This window comes from Jejuia spongiicola (genome assembly GCF_023502325.1).
Taxonomy (GTDB): domain Bacteria; phylum Bacteroidota; class Bacteroidia; order Flavobacteriales; family Flavobacteriaceae; genus Wocania_A; species Wocania_A spongiicola.
Genome location: NZ_JAMFLZ010000004.1, coordinates 94,866 through 113,313 on the forward strand (window position 1 = coordinate 94,866; position 18,448 = coordinate 113,313).

Annotated in this window: 14 protein-coding genes; 13 read left to right on the top strand and 1 reads right to left on the bottom strand. The window is 31.9% G+C overall.

The window, feature by feature from the left end:
• Positions 1–42 precede the first annotated feature (42 nt).
• The 7 genes from ruvA to M3P09_RS10270 all read left to right on the top strand — a co-directional run bounded on the left by ruvA (position 43) and on the right by M3P09_RS10270 (position 12,708).
• Positions 43–624 (top strand): Holliday junction branch migration protein RuvA, encoded by a 582-nt coding sequence (ruvA, locus tag M3P09_RS10240; protein ID WP_099563330.1) that lies wholly within the window; start codon positions 43–45, stop codon positions 622–624.
• Positions 625–630: 6 nt separating this feature from the next.
• Positions 631–7,899 (top strand): T9SS outer membrane translocon Sov/SprA, encoded by a 7,269-nt coding sequence (sov, locus tag M3P09_RS10245; protein ID WP_430886766.1) that lies wholly within the window; start codon positions 631–633, stop codon positions 7,897–7,899.
• A gap of 74 nt (positions 7,900–7,973) precedes the next feature.
• On the top strand, positions 7,974–8,354 hold the full coding sequence (gene gcvH, locus M3P09_RS10250; RefSeq protein WP_249973059.1) for a glycine cleavage system protein GcvH: 381 nt from the start codon (positions 7,974–7,976) through the stop codon (positions 8,352–8,354).
• Positions 8,355–8,403: 49 nt separating this feature from the next.
• Positions 8,404–8,724, top strand: a complete 321-nt coding sequence (locus M3P09_RS10255; RefSeq protein ID WP_233192439.1) for a VanZ family protein — start codon at positions 8,404–8,406, stop codon at positions 8,722–8,724.
• Between the two features lie 59 nt (positions 8,725–8,783).
• Positions 8,784–9,503: an energy transducer TonB gene (locus M3P09_RS10260; protein WP_099563333.1), complete on the top strand. Its 720-nt coding sequence runs from the start codon at positions 8,784–8,786 to the stop codon at positions 9,501–9,503.
• A gap of 179 nt (positions 9,504–9,682) precedes the next feature.
• A complete protein-coding gene (locus M3P09_RS17450; protein ID WP_249973060.1) occupies positions 9,683–10,420 on the top strand; it encodes an energy transducer TonB in 738 nt (245 codons plus the stop codon).
• A 188-nt stretch (positions 10,421–10,608) separates the two neighbouring features.
• Positions 10,609–12,708, top strand: a complete 2,100-nt coding sequence (locus tag M3P09_RS10270; RefSeq protein WP_249973061.1) for a gliding motility protein RemB — start codon at positions 10,609–10,611, stop codon at positions 12,706–12,708.
• A gap of 70 nt (positions 12,709–12,778) precedes the next feature.
• Here M3P09_RS10270 and M3P09_RS10275 read toward each other — a convergent pair whose 3' ends face one another.
• Positions 12,779–13,675: an MBL fold metallo-hydrolase gene (locus M3P09_RS10275; protein ID WP_249973062.1), complete on the bottom strand. Its 897-nt coding sequence runs from the start codon at positions 13,673–13,675 to the stop codon at positions 12,779–12,781.
• Between the two features lie 151 nt (positions 13,676–13,826).
• On the opposite strand from M3P09_RS10275, the gene cyoE reads away from it, so the two are divergent.
• From cyoE to M3P09_RS10305, 6 genes are all read left to right on the top strand, one after another.
• Positions 13,827–14,720: a heme o synthase gene (cyoE, locus tag M3P09_RS10280; RefSeq protein ID WP_249973063.1), complete on the top strand. Its 894-nt coding sequence runs from the start codon at positions 13,827–13,829 to the stop codon at positions 14,718–14,720.
• Positions 14,721–14,722: 2 nt separating this feature from the next.
• Positions 14,723–15,304 (top strand): cytochrome c oxidase subunit 3, encoded by a 582-nt coding sequence (locus M3P09_RS10285; protein WP_249973064.1) that lies wholly within the window; start codon positions 14,723–14,725, stop codon positions 15,302–15,304.
• Between the two features lie 138 nt (positions 15,305–15,442).
• Complete coding sequence (locus M3P09_RS10290) at positions 15,443–16,423, top strand: cytochrome c oxidase subunit 3 (protein ID WP_099563339.1); 981 nt, start codon at positions 15,443–15,445, stop codon at positions 16,421–16,423.
• Between the two features lie 52 nt (positions 16,424–16,475).
• Complete coding sequence (locus M3P09_RS10295) at positions 16,476–16,856, top strand: cytochrome C oxidase subunit IV family protein (RefSeq protein ID WP_099563340.1); 381 nt, start codon at positions 16,476–16,478, stop codon at positions 16,854–16,856.
• Between the two features lie 125 nt (positions 16,857–16,981).
• A complete protein-coding gene (locus M3P09_RS10300) occupies positions 16,982–17,707 on the top strand; it encodes a hypothetical protein (protein ID WP_249973065.1) in 726 nt (241 codons plus the stop codon).
• Positions 17,691–18,437: an SCO family protein gene (locus M3P09_RS10305; RefSeq protein WP_249973066.1), complete on the top strand. Its 747-nt coding sequence runs from the start codon at positions 17,691–17,693 to the stop codon at positions 18,435–18,437. The genes M3P09_RS10300 and M3P09_RS10305 overlap by 17 nt, the downstream gene beginning before the upstream one ends.
• Positions 18,438–18,448 lie beyond the last annotated feature (11 nt).

An 18,448-nucleotide genomic window follows, 5' to 3' on the forward strand; every position in this document is an offset into this window, starting at 1 on the left:
AATAATTTTATTACATTTGATTGACTAAGATATAGGGGATTTATGATAACACATATTAAAGGAAAACTTACTGAAAAAAACCCAACAAGTGTTGTTATTGAATGTAATGGAGTGGGCTATATGCTTAATATTTCGTTGCACACATATTCTCAAATACCAGACAGCGAACAGCTAAAATTATATACGCACCTTCAAGTTAAGGAAGATTCACATACGCTTTATGGCTTTACGTCACTAGCAGAGCGCGAAATTTTTAGATTATTAATTTCTGTAAGCGGAATAGGTTCTAGTATTGCACGCACCATGTTGTCTTCTTTAACACCTAAACAAGTTAGGGAAGGTATAGCTGTTGGTGATGTAGCTTTAATTCAATCTATTAAGGGAATAGGAGCAAAAACAGCTCAGCGTGTTATAATAGATTTGAAAGATAAAATTTTAAAGATTTACGATATAGACGAAGTTTCTGTTTCAAAAGGCAATACCAATAAAGATGAAGCGTTATCTGCATTAGAAGTTCTTGGTTTTGTAAAAAAGCAGGCTGAACGTGTTGTGGACAAAATTATTGTGTCTGAGCCCGAGGCTAGTGTTGAAACCATTATAAAACAAGCTTTAAAAAATTTATAATAGATTTTGAATATAACTAACCCAAATTTTTATAAATCAAAAAAACATTACTTTTTTTTAGGTTTTATAGTCTTGTTTTCTACTATGGCTTGGTCTCAGCAAACAGAACAAGATTCTGTAAAAACAGGGTTTAATTTAGGAGAAATAAAAGCACCAAACCCTAATAGTGTAGAATCTAAATATACTTTTGACCCTTTAACGAACCGTTACATTTACACTGAGAAAATAGGAAGTTATAATATTAAATACCCAATTATTTTAACACCAAAAGAGTATTATGCTCTGGTGGCTAAAGAAAATTTAAAAGCATATTACAAAGAAAAAATTGATGCGTTTGATGGTAAAAAATCAGGAGCAAAAGATGGACAAAAAAACTTAATTCCCGAGTTTTATGTGAAGTCCGATTTTTTCACATCTATTTTTGGGAGCGATACCATAAGCGTGATTCCGCAAGGTTCTGTTGAAATGGATTTAGGAGTATTGTTTTCAAAACAAGATAACCCTTCATTTTCACCAAAAAACAGAAGTAATTTTACTTTTGATTTTGACCAGCGTATTAGTTTAAGTTTACTAGGTAAAGTTGGCACAAGATTACAAGTAACAGCAAATTATGATACACAAGCAAGTTACGATTTTCAAGATATTATTAAATTAGAATACACACCAACTGAAGATGATATTATTCAAAAAATAGAAGTTGGTAATGTAAGTATGCCTTTAAATAGCTCTTTAATTACTGGAGCACAAAGTCTTTTTGGAGTTAAAGCACAATTGCAATTTGGTAGAACAACCGTTACTGGTGTGTTTTCTGAACAGAAATCGCAAGCCAATACAGTAGTTGCCCAAGGAGGTGGAACACTTGAGGAATTTGAATTATTCATTCGAGATTATGATGAGAACAGGCACTTCTTTTTAGCGCAATATTTTAGAGATACTTACGACGCTTCATTATCAACTTACCCCTATATGAATAACAAAGGGCTTCAAATTACTAGGCTTGAGGTTTGGGTAACAAATAGGAGTAATAGAACAGATAATGTTAGAAATATTGTTGCCCTTCAAGATTTGGGAGAAACAGATTTAATAGGTTTGCAAACACCTCCAGCAGGTTTTGTAAATGCAGGATTTGGTGCCATTCCAGATAATAGTAATAATGATTTTGATCCTACAGCTATTGGATCAACAAGTTTACTTACAGAAGCGGTTAGAGATGTAGCAACCGTCCAGTCGGGAATATTAGTGCCCAATGTTAATGAAGGATTTGATTATGCTAAATTAGAGAATGCTAGAAAATTAATTAGTGGGCAAGAATATAACTTAAATAAAGATTTAGGGTATATTTCATTAAATCAGCGTTTAAATAACGATGAGGTATTGGCCGTCGCATTTCAATTTACTATCGGAGGAAAAGTATACCAAGTAGGAGAATTTGCAAATGATGGTGTTGATGCAACAGGTGTGACCACAGATGCCAATACTGGAGATATAACCTCTGTAGTTAATAAAAACTTAGTTTTAAAATTATTAAAAAGTAGTATTACAAATGTCAATCAGCCCGTTTGGAAGCTGATGATGAAAAATATTTATGATACGGGTGCTTTTAATTTAAGTCAAGATGATTTTAAACTGAATATATTTTATAATGAAGCTTCTCCTTTAAATTTTATTTCGCCAGTAGGAACAACAGCGTTTCCCACACCTGGACCAAATGAAGACCCTTTAAATGAAACACCTTTATTAAGAGTGTTTAGTTTGGATAAGTTAAACTTTAATAACGATCCGCAAGCAAAAGGCGATGGGTTTTTTGATTTTGTCCCCAATATAACAGTGTTGCCGCAAACAGGAAAAATAATATTTCCAAGTGTTGAACCATTTGGAGAATATCTTTTTAACAAGCTATCACTTAGTGCTACTGAAAATTATAATATAAATACCTCATATAACGAAAATCAAGTAAAATACGTTTACGATGTGCTATACAAAAGCACAAAAACAGCAGCGCTAGAAGCCGTTGAAAAAAACAAATTCAAACTTAAAGGACGTTATAAGTCTTCTGGAGGAGATGGAATTCCTATTGGATCGTTTAATGTGCCAAGGGGTTCTGTTAAGGTTACTGCTGGCGGACGTGTTTTAGTTGAAGGTGTAGACTATACAGTAAATTATCAACTAGGGCGAATTCAAATTTTAGATGAAGCTTTAAAAGCATCAAACACACCCATTAATGTTTCTACTGAAAACAATGCTGTTTTTGGTCAGCAGACAAGGCGTTTTACAGGCATCAATGTAGAGCATAAATTCAACGATAATTTTGTTTTAGGCGCAACACTTTTAAATCTTAATGAACGCCCAATAACTCAAAAAGCAAATTACGGTTCAGAGCCTATAAATAATACTATTTTTGGTTTTAATGGAAACTATTCTACCAAAGTACCGTTTTTAACTCGACTAGCAAATAAACTACCAAATATAGATACCGACGTAGAATCTAATTTGTCGTTACGCGGGGAGTTTGCTTATTTAGCTCCTGGAGCTCCAAAAGGGACAAACCTTAATGGTGAAGCAACATCATATGTTGATGACTTTGAAGGCTCTCAAGGAAGTATCGATTTAAAATCGCAGCAATCATGGTTTTTATCTAGTACACCATTTGATCCTAATTTGGGCTATGTAGATGTAACAGACCCTAACAATCCTTTAAACTTACAAAACGGTTATCAAAGGGCATTATTAAATTGGTATACTATCGACCCTATTTTTTATAGCGCTAGAAGACCAGATGAGATTTCAGATGATGACGTGTCTGATTTATTTACGAGTCGTGTATTTATAAACGAGTTATTCCCAGAAAGAGATTTAGTTCAAGGTCAAAACTCAGTAATATTTACTTTAGATTTAGCGTATTATCCATCAGAAAGAGGACCATACAATTTTAATCCAGTAGCAAATGGTAACATACTTCCTAATCCACAACAAAGTTGGGCAGGAATTACGCGACAATTAACATCAACAGATTTAGAACAAGCCAATGTAGAGTATATCGAGTTTTGGTTACAAGATCCGTTTCAAGAAAACCCAACAAATCCTGGGGGTAAATTGGTTTTTAATTTGGGAAATATTTCTGAAGATGTACTGTCTGATGGGAGAAAACAATACGAAAACGGATTGCCAGATTCATCAAACAATGCTTTTACAACAGAAACATCTTGGGGGAAAACACCAGGAAATCAATCCTTAATTTATGCTTTTGATACTACAGGGCAAGACAGAATTCTTCAAGATATAGGTTATGATGGTTTAAATGACACAGATGAAGGGCTTAAATTTCCTGCTTTTTCAGGATTAGAAGACCCAGCAAATGACAATTACAGTTATTTTTTAAATACTGACGGAGATATTTTTGAACGCTATAAAAAATACAATGGGGTTGAAGGAAATACGCCAGATACATTTACAAATACAGAAAGAGCAGCTAATACACAACCAGATGCTGAAGATATTAATCGTGATAATACTATGAATACGATTAATAGTTATTTTGAATATGAATTAGATATTACACGTCAAAATTTACCAGAAACTGAAGCCGATTTTGATAATATACCGACTAGTAACCCTATAAAAGATTTTTTAAGAGATTTTAAAATAAGACCAAGGTTATTACCAAATGGAGACACAAAAGATGTACGTTGGTACCAATTTAGAATCCCAGTTCAAGGGAGCCATGTTACTTCTGTCGGAGGCATTAGCGATTTAAGGTCCGTTCGTTTTGCACGTGTATTTCTTAAAGAATTTTCAGAAAACACAGTATTTCGTTTTGGAACTTTAGATTTAGTAAGAAGTGACTGGAGAAGATATACTCAAGCCTTAGATAAAAATGATCCAACTCCTGATGACCCGCAAACTGATTTTTCAGTTGGCGTTATTGGTACACTAGAGAATGAAGGGAGTTATCAAAGACCTCCAGGAATCGATCCTGAAGAGCTGTTTAATAACAATACAGTTATTCAACAAAACGAGCAATCATTAGTAGTTAATGTCTGTAATTTAGAATCAGAAGATTCCAAGGCAGTTTATAAAAATATAAATATAGATATGCGTCAATATAAACGTATAAGAATGTTTATGCACGCTGAAGCAGATGAGTCTGGAAACTCTTTAACAAATGATGATTTGGTTGGTTTTATAAGAATGGGGAATGATTTAACGGAAAACTTTTATCAAATAGAAATCCCTTTACAAGTTTCTACATCAACAACAAGAGAAGGGCTTTGGCCAACGGATAACGAAATTAATTTACCGATTGAAATTTTAGGTCAAATTAAATCTATAGGGATCTCAGATGGAAGTTTAACCAATTTAGATCCTACCTACTATGATGTTATTAACGGAGAAGCTATTCCGCTTACTGGTGATGAATTTTCAAATTACGTAGCTGGTCAACACAGAATAGCTATAAAAGGAAATCCTAATTTTGGAGATGTAAGAACACTTATGGTGGGTGTAAAAAATGCTACAAATAGAGATGATGTTTGTGCCGAAGTATGGTTTAACGAGTTACGTTTATCCGATTTAGATAACGAAGGCGGTTGGGCAGCTGTTTTAAGTGTTGACACCAATATTGCAGACTTTGCAAATATAAGCGCCACAGGTAGGCAAAGCACTTCGGGTTTTGGTACTATCGAACAAGGTCCAAGTCAACGTAGTTTAGAAGATGTTAAGCAATACGATGTAGTAACTAATGTTAATATTGGACAATTATTACCAAAAAAATGGGGAATTCAAGTACCATTTAATTATGCTCAGAGCGAAGAGCTTATTACACCTAAATATGATCAGTTTTATAAAGATTTAACTTTAGAATCTAGATTGGCTGCGGCAGATACAGAGGAAAAAAGAAGACAGGTTAAAGAAGATTCTGAAGATTATACTAGAAGACAAAGTATCAATTTTATAGGTGTTAGAAAAATAAGAACAGGAGATTCTAAGCCACGTTTTTATGATGTTGAAAATTTAACATTTAACTATTCCTATAATAAAGTAGAACATCGAGATTTCGAGATAGAAAACTCAGTAAACAAAACCGTTAGAGTTGGTGCTAATTATGCATTTAATTTTAATCCAATAACAATTGAACCTTTTAAAAAGAACGATTCATTATTTAGAGGTAAATATTGGAAGATTTTAAAAGATTTTAACTTCAACTTATTACCAACAAGTTTTACAGTTAATACAGACATTAATCGTCAATTTAATCGTCAAAAATTCAGAGATATTGATTTAGGTGGCGGTAATATTGGTATTGAAGAATTGTTTAGAAGAAACTATACTTTCGATTTTCAGTATACTATCAATTATAATTTAACCAAAGCCCTAAGTTTTAATTTTACGGCAGCAAATAATAATATCGTCCGTAATTATTTTAAAGATAATATTGTAAATGGCGATCAGGACCCAACCTTAGATGTTTGGGATGGTTTCCTAGATTTTGGAGATCCAAACAGACAAACTCAAAATTTAGGAGTTACCTATGAATTGCCAATACATAAAATTCCAACATTTAGTTTTTTAAAAGCAACGTATCAATACTCCGGAGATTTTATGTGGCAAAAGGGCTCAGATTTATATGGGAATTTACCATTAACAATAACAGACCCAATTACTGGTACTGAGACTACAACTAGTTATGACTTAGGTAATAGTATTCAAAATGCAAATACTCACAATTTAAATTCAACTTTAGATATGAAAAAGTTGTACAAGTATATTGGACTTGTAAAAAAGCCAATTAGAAATGTGAGATCAAGAACACCTCAAAAAGGAAGACCACCTGGGGCAAATCAAAATAAAAAACCTACGAAGAGTAAAAATAAGTCGGCTACAAAACTGTTAAACGCAGGAGTTGATATTTTAACAAGTATTAAAAGAATTCAATTTAATTATTCTGAAAACAACGGAACTTTTTTACCAGGATATACTCAAACACCTGGGTTTATTGGTACACTTAGACCAACATTAGGTTATACCTTTGGTAGTCAAAGCGATATAAGACATTTGGCAGCTAGAAATGGCTGGCTAACAGTATTTCCAGAATTTAATCAGCAGTATACTGAAACACACACAAAGCAGCTGGATATTTCAGCAAATTTAGAACCTGTAAAAGATTTAAAAATTGATCTTGTGGGTAATAGAGCATATTACGAAAATTATAATGAAAATTATAAAGTAGAAAATGGAGTTTATAATTCATTAACACCAAATACTTTTGGAAACTTTAATATATCTACTATTCTAATTAAAACAGCATTTGGAAAAAGTGATGAAAATGTGTCAGAAGCATTTAACGATTTTAGAGCTAACAGATTAAAGGTTGCTGAAAGGCTTGCAGAAAATTTTTATGGAAACTCTACCTATGCTAGGGATACTGACGGTTATCCGTTAGGCTTTGGTAAAAATAATCAAGCAGTTTTATTACCTGCATTTTTAGCCGCTTATTCTGGACAAGATGCCAATAAAGTTAAAACTAGTGCTTTTAGAGATGTGCCAATTCCTAACTGGGATTTAAAATACACTGGATTAATGAAATTTGCTTGGTTTAAAAAACGCTTTAAGCGATTTTCTATAACTCACGGTTATCGTTCAACGTATACCATTAACCAGTTTAGTACAAACTTAAATTTGAATTTAGATCCTCTTGATAATGAAGCTCCAATCCCTGGATTAGATTATGCTAGCCAACCATCAGAATCTTTAGACCAATCTGGTAATTATAAAAACGGAACTTTATTTAGTAACATTAATTTAACCGAATTATTCAGTCCATTAATTCGAATTGACTTCGAAATGAAAAACTCTGTAAAGATTCTTGCTGAAGTTAAAAAAGATAGACTGTTGTCGCTTAGTTTCGATAATAATTTATTGACAGAGATTCAAGGAAACGAGTATATTATTGGTTTAGGATATAGAATTAAAGATGTACGCATTCGCTCAAAACTTGCAGGACCCAAAAAGCGTATTGTAAGCGATTTAAATATGAAAGCCGATATATCAGTTAGAGATAATAAAACCATTATTCGGTATTTAGATTTGGAGAATAACCAAGTAACATCTGGTCAAACCATTTGGGGCTTAAAATATTCGGCAGATTATGCGTTCAGTAAAAACTTAACAGGCATTTTCTATTTTGATTATGCATTCTCTGAATATGCTATTTCAACAGCATTTCCTCAAACAACAATTCGCTCAGGGTTAACACTCAGATATAATTTTGGTAATTAATAGGTAATCTATTTGAAATTATAATTTGAATAAATACATTTGTCAAAATAAACAAACAAACTTAAATTAATATAATGAATATTCCATCAGAATTAAAATATACTAAAGACCACGAATGGATTAGTATTGAGGGCGACGTTGCAACAATAGGTATTACAGATTTTGCACAAAGTGAATTAGGAGATATTGTGTATGTTGAAGTTGAAACTGTTGATGAAACACTTGATGTAGAAGAAGTTTTTGGAACCGTTGAGGCAGTAAAAACTGTATCGGATTTGTTTTTGCCTTTATCTGGTGAAATTATTGAGTTTAATGAAGCTTTAGAAGACGAACCGGAAAAGGTAAATAGCGATCCTTATGGTGAAGGTTGGATGATTAAACTTAAATGTTCTGATCTTTCTCAAACAGAAAATCTTATGTCGGCTGATGATTATAAAGCACTTGTAGGTGCTTAAAAAGTATGCTCTTATAATTGCGATATTTTATTCGGTTGCTTTAGCGACAGTGAGTTTAATTAAAATTAATAACTTACCAAACGCAGGTATATCTTTTGCCGATAAAATATTTCATTTTTTAGTCTACAGTGTGTTAGCCTTTTTATGGTTTAACACATTTTTTTTTAAGTTTAAATACAAAAAAACAAAAGCAATTATTTACGCCGCTATATTTTCAATAGCTTTTGGTATAATAATTGAGATATTACAAGGAAGTGCTACCGCATCAAGGCATACCGATGTTTATGATGCTATAGCGAATACTTTGGGAGTGTTAATTACTGTAATAATACTGTTAATTAACAAAAAAACGCATATTAAAAATTTATAAACGCTTGCTTTTTTGACAAATAAATGGTTATTTTAGCAATCTTCAAAAACAATTAAATTATGGAACCTAAAAAAAATCCTAAAGCAAATGTAGGGCGTAACAGCTCACTATATTTTGCAATTGGCTTAGCTTTAATGCTTTTTTTAACAAATTATGCAATTAACTATAAGACTTATGATAAGTCTGATATTGATATAGGACAGTTAAATTTAGATGATCTTGATGATGAAGAAATTCCATTAACAGAACAAATACAAACGCCACCGCCACCGCCACCGCCACCAGCAGCTCCAGAAGTTATTGAGGTAGTAGAGGATGAGGAAGAGGTTGAAGAAACTGTAATTGAATCAACTGAAGCCGATCAAGAAACTGAGATAGTTGAGATTGAAGAAGTAGAAGTAGAAGAAGTTGAAGAAGATATAGAAGTTCCTTTTGCAGTTATTGAAAACGTACCAGTTTTCCCTGGTTGCGAAAAAGGAAACAATGCAGCTAAGAAAAAATGTATGTCTGATAAGATTGCAAAATTTGTAAACAGAAAATTTAATACAGATTTAGCAGGTGATTTAGGTTTATCAGGTAGACAACGTATTAATGTTATTTTCAAAATAGACAAAACAGGTAACATTATTGGTGTACGAGCAAGAGCTCCACACCCAGGTTTAGAAAAGGAAGCTAAACGAGTTATTAGTTTGTTGCCTAAAATGAAACCAGGAAAACAACGTGGTAAAGCAGTAACAGTTCCATATTCATTACCAATTATTTTCCAAGTGCAAGATTAAATATTTCACCCAGTAAATACAGGAATTCAAATAATTTAAAATCCCGTTACAAAATTTGTAACGGGATTTCTTTTTTGGTATGCTTATTGTGATTTTACCATAATATTAACATATAAACTATAATTATTATGAGTAATCCAAAAAAAACTCACGAACTCATTCGGCAAAATGAGAAAATCGTGAAAAAATCACAAAAGCATGACGCAAATTTACAAAAAAACTCAACCCTTTACTTTCAAATTGGCTTAATTGTTTGTTTGTTGGGAGCTTATGGCTTATTTGAGATGAAGTTTGAAACGACCATTCCTAACTATGGCGAATTGCCAAAGATAGAAGATCCTACTTATGTTGCTATTCCGATAATTAAAACGGTAAAGCCAACTTTTGATGAACCAGTAGAAAAAAAGCAAAGCAAGCCATCTAATGAATTTGTTGAAGTACCAGACACTACTCCTGATAAACTTTTTAATGATGAGCCTGTTAAGGAAAAGCAGTCAGATAATGTTAACCCTCCAATAGACGATGAAGAATTTAACGTAGAAGTTCCAGATCCTGTTGATGTTCCTTTTGCAATGATTGAAGAAGTGCCAATTTACCCAGGGTGCGAAAAGAAAAAAACTAATGATGAGAGACGTAAATGTATGTCTGAAAAAATCACTAAGCTTGTTCAGAAAAAATTTAATACAGGTATTGGTGATGATTTAGGGTTATCTGGAAAGCAAGTAATTCGTACGCAGTTTAAAATTGATAAAACTGGGCATGTAACAGATGTTAAAGTTAGAGGTCCACATTCTAAACTAGAAAAAGAAGCACAACGTGTTATTAATAAAATCCCTGAAATGACTCCAGGAAAACAACGCGATAAAAATGTAGGAGTTATATATTCTCTGCCTATTGTATTTAAAGTAGAAAATTAAATATACCAAATACTTTAAAAATTGGAAAACCGTTATTAGTTAAACTGATAGCGGTTTTTCTTGACCTGAATTTATTTCAGGTTCTCATTATTTAACTTCTATCTTAGAGAGATACCTAAAGATTTTAATGACTTACTAATCTAAAAAATATAGTATCTTTCTGCTCAAAATCAATTCTCATTAAATTTATGAAGAGATTCGTTGTCCTATTTCTACTTTTAGTTCAATATAATATATATGCACAAGATACTTTCCAATATGAAAAGGCTCCAGTTTTTCCTAATTGCGAAACGATAGAAATTGATTCATTACAACAGTGTTTTGATACGAATGTATTCACGCATGTTTACGAGAACTTTAAAGTGCCACAAAAAGTTTTAGATGAAAATTATAAAGGTAATGTTGCAGTGCTTTTTGAAGTAGATACAACAGGCCTATTTAAGGTTATTTATATTGATGCCATTTATAAAGAATTAAAAGACGAAACAAAAAGGGTTTTTGGGCTTTTACCTAAAATAAAACCAGCAACTTATAACGGAAGAGTAACCTATAAGCAATATTCTACTTCTATTAAAATACCATTAATAAATCAATCTATAGTTTCTAAAAGCGTCACAAAAGTTAATGCTTTTTCCAAATTAGAAGCAAAAGCAAAAACAGAATTTGACAGCGTAAATGCTAGTTTAGTAGCTTTTGAAAATAAAGGTTATACAAGTCAGTTAAATATTCCTTTTACGCATAGCGATTATTCAAAGTTTGACAGGCAAATGAATTTGATTGGAACCAATAGTCACACCGCATCAAAACCATTTGTTTATGAAGAGGTTTCAAAATATTACAATTTTAAAGCCGAAAAGGAAAAACTTAAAAAAGAAACTGATACTTGGGCTGGAAGAAAACTTTGGAATGAGCATTTAGTACAATTGCAAGGAAAAGATTATTGGTTTACTATAGACCCTATTTTTGATTTACAAGTTGGGAAAGATACCGATGCAGAATTTAGCTCAACCTATAATAATACCCGAGGATTTTTAGTTCGAGGAGGTTTAGGTAAAAAGTTGAATTTTTATGCCTCTGTTTTTGAAAGCCAAGGGCGTTTTGCAAAATATGTTAATGAGTATGCCGAAAGTTTAAAAGCGTTTGGTCCAGATCCAGCAATAATTCCTGGTCGTGGTATTGCTAAACGTTTTAAAAGTGATTCTTACGATTACCCTGTTGCTGAAGCATATTTGTCGTACGCTCCAGCAAAATTTATAAATATTCAGTTTGGGCATGGTAAAAACTTTATTGGTGATGGGTATCGATCTTTATTATTAAGCGATGTAGCGAGTCCACATCCGTTTTTGAAATTGAACACTAAATTTTGGAAAATAAAATACACCAATACTTGGATGTGGTTAAGAGACGTGCGACCAGAAGTTACTGAAGACGGAGCGTTTTTAACCAAATACATGGCCAATCACTACTTAAGTTGGAATGTTTCCAAAAGATTTAATTTAGGTTTGTTTGAATCGGTTATTTGGACGAATTCAAATGATAGAGGTTTTGATGTAAACTATTTAAACCCTATTATATTTTACAGAGCCATCGAATTTGAAACAGGACAAGACGCAGGGAATGCTATTATTGGGGCATCGGCAAAATATAAATGGAATGATAATGTAAATATTTATAGTCAATTTGTTTTAGATGAATTTTCGCTAAATGATATTAAAGGAGGAGAAAAAAGTTGGAAAAATAAATATGGTTACCAAATAGGTGTTAAATATTTTAATGCTTTTAAGGTTAGCAATTTAATGCTTCAGTTTGAATATAATAGAATAAGACCTTATACATATTCGCATAATACAATAGCAACAAATTATGGGCATAACAACCAATCTATGGCGCATTTATGGGGTGCAAATTTCAGCGAAGCTATACTAATTGGTCGTTATCATTACAAACGTTGGTTTGCCAATGCTAAGTTTATTTTTGGTGTTCGTGGCTTAGATTTTAATGACGGAACTGATAACTTTAGTTATGGAGGAAATGTGTATCGAGATTATGATGATCGACCTTTTGATACCGGTGTTGAAGTGGGACAAGGTATAAAAACAAAAACCTTCAACGGGAATTTACAAGCGGGGTATTTAATAAACCCTTCATCAAACCTTAAGGTATTTACTGATATTAATTTCAGAAATTTTGCCCCAGAATCTATTACAACTTCAACGTTTAAAAGCAGTACAGTTTGGTTTAATTTTGGACTTAGAACCGATTTATTTAATTGGTATTTTGATAACTAATCAATTCTTGCGAAATCAAGAATCTACTTTTAAGTTTATTTATATCAATTTTTAATGAAGTTGAATTAACTTATTCTTCTTTTAAACTTCTATAAAACGTTTGACGTATTTGGGCGTCTTTAATAAACCAATCTCCATAATTTAAAGCGGTGTATTCTTTGTTAATAGTTTCGTTATTTGTTACCTCTTCTTCGGTTTTTCCTTTTTTAATTTCTGCTAAAACACGGGTTTTTAGAGTTTTTAGCATGGTTAAGTATGCTGTTAATTCTTTTTTGTTTGATAGGTTTCTGTGTCCAGGAATAATTTTAGTGTCGTCATCAATTAGCATTAAAGCACGCTTTGCAGCATTTATATAACCATTTACACTTCCGCCAGTTGCTAAATCTATAAATGGATATTTACCTTGAAAATAAGTGTCGCCCATATGTAGTACATTACTATTTATAAAATATATCATAGCATCGCCATCAGTATGTGCATTATCTACATGAAAAACCATAATGTCTTCACCATTCATATGAAACGTTATGTTATCCGAAAAAGAAACCAATGGTAATTTTGTTGGAGAAGCTTTGGTAGTCCTGTTTCGGTATTTATCAAACTGATCTACACTCATACGTTTTCTAACATTATCATGGGCTACTATAATAGCGCCTTCATTTTTAATATTTTCGTTGCCGCCAACATGGTCGTGATGCCAATGTGTATTGATTAAAAACTTTATGGGTTTATTACTAATTGCTTTAATGGCGGTTAAAATTTTAGGCGTTAATGGGGCAAACTGGCTGTCAATCATAACAATACCATCTTCTCCAACAGAAATACCAATATTACCACCTTGACCTTCTAGCATATATATGTTCTCAGACAGTTTGTTGGTTTTAATAACAACATCGTTGTTTTGTGCGCAAACTATTAAGGAAAAGCAAAAAACAAAAAGAGAAAATATAGCTTTTAAAGATTTCATAATAAGATGTGTAATGTTAAGTTTTCAATAAAAATACAAAATCTTGAGAGGTTAATGATGTAAATAAATTTACCGCTAAAAAGGATTGCTCAAATTGCTTTAATAAAGTATCTTTGCACTCGCATTATAAAGCGACCAAGAAAAGGAAACATTGAGCAACTCAAAATCTTCATTAGCAACATATTCTGTAATTTCAGATTTTAAGGAAATCACAAAAATGCGATTAGCATTAAGTGTTGTTTTTTCTTCACTTGCAGGCTATTTATTAGGCGCAGAAACCGTAGATTTTAAAACTCTAATTTTACTAGCTTTTGGCGGGTATTTTATGGTTGGAGCTTCAAACGCATTTAATCAAATTATTGAAAAAGATTTAGATGCCTTAATGAGTCGTACTAAAAATAGGCCAATTCCAGGAGGAAGAATGTCTGTTACTACTGCTTTTATAATTGCATCAATTTTTACATTATTAGGCATTATTATACTATACACCATCAATAAGCAAACGGCTATGTTTGGTGCTATTTCAATATTTTTATATACATGTGTTTATACGCCTTTAAAAACTAAAACACCATTAGCGGTTTTTGTTGGAGCTATACCAGGTGCCATTCCGTTTATGTTAGGTTGGGTTGCAGCTACAGACGATTTTGGTATAGAACCAGGAACTTTGTTTGCATTACAATTTTTTTGGCAATTCCCTCACTTTTGGGCTATTGGCTGGTTTTTATTTGAAGATTATAAAAAAGGCGGATTCTTTATGTTGCCAACAGGAAAGCAAGATAAAGGCACAGCAGTACAAACTATTATGTACACTGTTTGGACGCTAATAGTATCAATAATTCCTGTTTTTGGAGTTACTGGTAAATTAGAATTATCAATAGTATCAGCAGTTATCGTATTTCTTTTAGGACTATGGATGCTGTATTATGCAATTCGCTTATTTAAATTAATGACTGAAAAATCAGCAAGACAGCTTATGCTAGTTAGTGTATCTTATATTTCATTAGTACAAGTTGTTTATGTAATTGATAAATTTATTAGATAACCATGGATTTAACTCAAGGGACTTTAGAAGAAAAAAATAACCGAGCAAAAAAAATGATGCTTTGGTTTAGCCTTATTTCATTATTTATGGCTTTTGCAGGATTAACAAGTGCTGTAATTATTAGCAGGAAACGACCAGATTGGTCTAGCGAATTAGAATTACCAAATATTTTTTTAATCAGTGTTTTTGTTACTATTGTAAGTAGTATTACTTTTATTTTGGCAAAACAAGCATTAAAAAAAGGAAATAGATCGTTAACATCTATATTAATAGTAACAACATTTTGTTTAGGAATTTTATTCGTGTTTTTACAGTTTGAAGGATTTAATGCTTTAATAGAATCCGGTTATAGATTTACAGGAGAAATAAGTAACCCAAAAGCTTCTTTTGTCTTCTTGATAGCTTTCTTTCATGTTTTACATGTAGTTGCAGGACTAATATGCATTTTAGTAGTAATTTATAATCATTTTAAACAAAAGTATAATGCAACTAAAATACTTGGGTTTGAATTGGCAGCTACCTTTTGGCATTTTGTTGGTATACTATGGGTATTTCTTTATTTATTACTAACTTTTGTAGGGTAAAATTATAAAGGTTTTTTCTGAAAAAAGAAGGTTTTAGATATAATGCGTTATAACCATTTTAAAAATTACTTAAACGATATTTTATTACATAGATAATTTGATTATTTTTGTGCAACTTTTAAATAACAACCATTACATATGAGTACTACAGTTGTAAATACTGGAACAGAAGGTAAAACTTGGGGCGGAGGAAATAAACCGCTAAATGCAAGTTATGGTAAAATGATGATGTGGTTTTTCATCGTTTCAGATGCTTTAACGTTCTCTGGGTTTTTAGCGGCCTACGGATTTTCAAGATTTAAATTTATAGATTCATGGCCAATTGCCGATGAAGTGTTTACTCACTTTCCATTTTTACACGGTGTAGATGCACCAATGTATTATGTGGCTTTTATGACATTTGTACTTATTATGTCGTCTGTAACCATGGTGTTAGCGGTTGATGCTGGTCATCATTTAAATAAAGGAAAAGTAACCATTTACATGTTTTTAACCATTATTGGTGGTTTAATATTTGTGGGCTCTCAAGCTTGGGAATGGAATACTTTTATTAAAGGAGACTATGGCGCTATTCAAACAAAAGGAGGTAACATATTACAGTTTGTAGATACTGACGGTCATCGAGTTGCACTAAGAGATTTTGCAGTTGCAGAAGAAACGTATAGAGCAGAGCATGGTCGAAAAGACGGGTTGTGGTTTGTACAAGAAGGGACATTGCCAACCTATACCGTTGATGAGGTTATTAATGGTTTTGAAGCGCATGATAATATTTTAGTAAGAACACAAATTATAGACGATGCTGGTAAAAAAACAGTGCTATCTAGAGGAGAATCATTAAAGCTTTTAAAAGAGAATGGTAGAACTGTTGTAGAAGGGGCTAATCTACATGTAAACGAGTATGGCTCACCATTATTTGCAGATTTCTTTTTCTTTATAACAGGTTTTCACGGTTTTCACGTATTCTCTGGAGTTATTATTAATATCATCATTTTCTTTAATGTGATATTAGGAACTTACGAAAGACGTAAAAACTACGAAATGGTTGAAAAAGTTGGTTTATACTGGCACTTTGTAGATTTAGTTTGGGTATTTGTATTTACATTCTTCTACCTAGTTTAATTAAAATATATTTCATTTCCTTGAAGAAAGGAGACATTAAAAGCATTTAAAAATGGCACACGAACATAAATTAGAAATATTTAGAGGCTTATTAAAATTTAAGTCAAACACTCAAAAAATTTGGGGCGTTTTAATTTTTCTTACCATTGTAACTATAGTAGAAGTAGTGTTAGGGATATTAAAACCAGAGATATTAATGGGGCAAGTTTTAGGGATGAAAGCTTTAAACTGGATTTTTATCATCTTAACCATAGTAAAAGCCTATTACATTACTTGGGATTTTATGCACATGCGAGATGAGTTAAAAAGCTTAAGACGCATGGTAGTTTGGACAGCAATCTTTCTAATTTTATATTTAATATTCATCTTGTTACAAGAAGGCGGCTATGTTTTTGATGTTTATAAAGATGGATTTGTTAAAAGAGATTTCTAAAGACTTTATTTATAGTTTACACATAGTGTAATTTAAGTGTTAAATAGATATACAAAGGCGGTTTTTAGACTGCCTTTTTTTATTTTTGCAACCGTATTTATTTTCAATAAAAAGGCATCTATTCAATGGATTATAAGAAAATTAGCCGTTATGTAGTTTTAGGAGTTTTATTTTTTCTTCCTGTAACATTTTTGTTGTTTTTATATCCTGCAACTCACAATTATGAACCATTGGATATAGTAAATGAAAATGTATTAGATTTACAATCGTTTTCTTCAAACTCTAGCGAGCAAATTATATTAAAAGATCACATTACTGTGCTGGGTTTTTTTGGTAATGAGCCTGATAATAAATCAACAACAGCTTTAAATTTAAAAGAACTTGTTTACGATAAGTTTAAAGGCTTTAAGCGTTTTCAAATAGTAATTATAATGCCAAAGGGTACTGAGTCTGCTGTTGAAAACCTTAAAAGAGAAATAGCATCATATGAAGATTTGCGATTTTGGCATTTTCTTTTTGGAGAGCCAAATGATATTCAACGTTTATTTTATAGCTTAAAATCGAAACCGAATCTTAGCGGTAATTTGTCATCAGATAATGTTTTTGTTGTTGATAAAGATTTAAACCAACGTGGTAGATTAGATGATAGAACTGATAAAGAACTGGAAAAGGGAGAACCTATTTATGGGCTATATTCTTATAATTGTATTGAAGTTGCAGAAATTAAAAATAAAATGAGTGACGATTTACGTATTTTATTTACAGAATATAGACAAAAACGAAAAGGCGAATTTAATTCTGATACTAGAAGAGCAAACGATTTAAATAAAACCAATGAGCAAGAAAACTAATTATTCATATATAGGTATAGCATTTATTATACTAGTTTTTGGAATAATATTCATACCTAAAATTGTTGACAGAATATCTAATAACGATATTATACGCAATGAAAGTAGAAGTGATTCTGCTAAAGAAAAAAAGTCGACAAAATCAGATTTAGCATTCATTGAGATTAATGAGCAACCAAAAAAAGTGCCAACGTTTTCGTTTACTAATCAAGAAGGGAAAACAATTTCTAATAAAGATTATGAAGGGAAAGTTTATGTTATAGAATTTTTCTTTACAACATGCCCAACTATTTGCCCGCGGATGAATGCTAACCTTATTCAAATTCAAAATAGCTTTAAAGGTTTTGAAGATTTTGGTGTTGCATCATTCACTATTAATCCAGACTATGACACGCCAGAAATTCTAAAGGGATATGCAGAGCGCTATGGAGTGACTAACCCAAATTGGCATTTAATGACTGGTAATAAAGATGAAATTTATAAATTGGCGAACCAAGGGTTTAATTTATATACAGGAGAAAATGCAGAGGCCGAAGGAGGTTTTGAGCATTCTGGTAATTTTGCTTTAATTGATAAAAATGGATTTATACGCTCAAGAAAAGATAAATTTGGAAATCCCATAATCTATTATAGAGGAATAATTTCAGAAGAAGAGAAAGTTGATGAAGATGGTGTTAAAGAAGAAATTAGTGCATTAAAAGAAGATATAAAAAAACTACTTAACGAATAATTTTCCGTTAA

What these genes read in the sequence shown, in the direction of transcription:
- M3P09_RS10305 (WP_249973066.1), top strand. Translation starts at nt 17,691, where the DNA reads ATGAGCAAGAAAACTAATTATTCATATATAGGTATAGCATTTATTATA.
- ruvA (WP_099563330.1), top strand. Translation starts at nt 43, where the DNA reads ATGATAACACATATTAAAGGAAAACTTACTGAAAAAAACCCAACAAGT.
- M3P09_RS10295 (WP_099563340.1), top strand. Translation starts at nt 16,476, where the DNA reads ATGGCACACGAACATAAATTAGAAATATTTAGAGGCTTATTAAAATTT.
- M3P09_RS10270 (WP_249973061.1), top strand. Translation starts at nt 10,609, where the DNA reads ATGAAGAGATTCGTTGTCCTATTTCTACTTTTAGTTCAATATAATATA.
- M3P09_RS10290 (WP_099563339.1), top strand. Translation starts at nt 15,443, where the DNA reads ATGAGTACTACAGTTGTAAATACTGGAACAGAAGGTAAAACTTGGGGC.
- M3P09_RS10300 (WP_249973065.1), top strand. Translation starts at nt 16,982, where the DNA reads ATGGATTATAAGAAAATTAGCCGTTATGTAGTTTTAGGAGTTTTATTT.
- M3P09_RS10285 (WP_249973064.1), top strand. Translation starts at nt 14,723, where the DNA reads ATGGATTTAACTCAAGGGACTTTAGAAGAAAAAAATAACCGAGCAAAA.
- M3P09_RS10275 (WP_249973062.1), bottom strand. Translation starts at nt 13,675, where the DNA reads ATGAAATCTTTAAAAGCTATATTTTCTCTTTTTGTTTTTTGCTTTTCC.
- M3P09_RS10260 (WP_099563333.1), top strand. Translation starts at nt 8,784, where the DNA reads ATGGAACCTAAAAAAAATCCTAAAGCAAATGTAGGGCGTAACAGCTCA.
- gcvH (WP_249973059.1), top strand. Translation starts at nt 7,974, where the DNA reads ATGAATATTCCATCAGAATTAAAATATACTAAAGACCACGAATGGATT.